Source organism: Uliginosibacterium paludis, from assembly GCF_039631355.1.
Classification (GTDB): Bacteria; Pseudomonadota; Gammaproteobacteria; order Burkholderiales; family Rhodocyclaceae; genus Uliginosibacterium; species Uliginosibacterium paludis.
In genome coordinates this window covers 10,001-11,484 of the sequence record NZ_JBDIVF010000020.1, presented here as the reverse complement: position 1 = coordinate 11,484, position 1,484 = coordinate 10,001, and the positions used below count along the sequence as shown (strand labels likewise).

General features: G+C 54.3%; 2 rRNA genes (1 of these 2 cut by a window edge). Both read right to left on the bottom strand.

Annotated features, from left to right (window positions below):
* Positions 1–169: 169 nt before the first annotated feature.
* A 5S ribosomal RNA gene (gene rrf, locus ABDB87_RS20360) occupies positions 170–283 on the bottom strand.
* 147 nt (positions 284–430) lie between these two features.
* A 23S ribosomal RNA gene (locus ABDB87_RS20355) occupies positions 431–1,484 on the bottom strand (it continues 1,833 nt past the right edge of the window).

Sequence of the window (1,484 nt, the reverse complement as noted above, 5' to 3'; positions counted from 1 at the left end):
TCCCGGAGGGTGTTATCAGAACGAGGAGCATCATACGGGGAGCTTCTCCGCATTCCAAATAGAACAGGCCATATGCGCGGTGGGGTTCGCCGAGAGTCCAGGGGATTCAAAGGCCCTAAAGCAAAAACCCCCGGAGACATTGTGTATCCGGGGGTTTTGGTGTGGGGTAGTCTGACGATGACCTACTTTCGCATGGGTAATCCACACTATCATCGGCGCGGTTTCGTTTCACGGTCCTGTTCGGGATGGGAAGGGGTGGTTCCGAAACGCTATGGTCGTCAGACTATAACTGTTGCTCCGTGGTGGGGACTTTGAGTCCGTTGTGCCACGGAGGCGGCCTGGAAGGCAAATTGGGTGGGATAGTGACTGCGCGATGTTCGCCTGTGTGTTTTCACAGGTTGTCGCGTGTAACTGTTGTGTTCAGGGTTATAGGATCAAGCCTCACGGGCAATTAGTATCAGTTAGCTTAACGCATTACTGCGCTTCCACACCTGACCTATCAACGTCCTGGTCTTGAACGACCCTTCAGGGGGATCGAATCCCCAGGGAAGTCTCATCTTGAGGCGAGTTTCACGCTTAGATGCTTTCAGCGTTTATCTCTTCCGGATTTAGCTACCCGGCAATGCCACTGGCGTGACAACCGGTACACCAGAGATCCGTCCACTCCGGTCCTCTCGTACTAGGAGCAGGCCCTCTCAAACTTCCAACGCCCACGGCAGATAGGGACCAAACTGTCTCACGACGTTTTAAACCCAGCTCGCGTACCACTTTAAATGGCGAACAGCCATACCCTTGGGACCGGCTACAGCCCCAGGATGTGATGAGCCGACATCGAGGTGCCAAACTCCGCCGTCGATGTGAACTCTTGGGCGGAATCAGCCTGTTATCCCCAGAGTACCTTTTATCCGTTGAGCGATGGCCCTTCCATACAGAACCACCGGATCACTATGTCCTGCTTTCGCACCTGCTCGACTTGTCGGTCTCGCAGTCAAGCCGCCTTTTGCCATTGCACTATCAGTACGATGTCCGACCGTACCTAGGCGACCTTCGAACTCCTCCGTTACCTTTTGGGAGGAGACCGCCCCAGTCAAACTGCCTACCATGCACGGTCCCCGATCCGGATTCACGGACCAAGGTTAGAACCTCAACGACACCAGGGTGGTATTTCAAGGACGGCTCCACGAGAACTAGCGTCCTCGCTTCAAAGCCTCCCACCTATCCTACACAAGTCCCGTCAAAGTCCAATGCAAAGCTGCAGTAAAGGTTCATGGGGTCTTTCCGTCTAGCCGCGGGGAGATTGCATCTTCACAAACATTTCAACTTCGCTGAGTCTCAGGAGGAGACAGTGTGGCCATCGTTACGCCATTCGTGCAGGTCGGAACTTACCCGACAAGGAATTTCGCTACCTTAGGACCGTTATAGTTACGGCCGCCGTTTACCGGGGCTTCGATCAAGAGCTTGCACCCCATCACTTAACCTTCCGG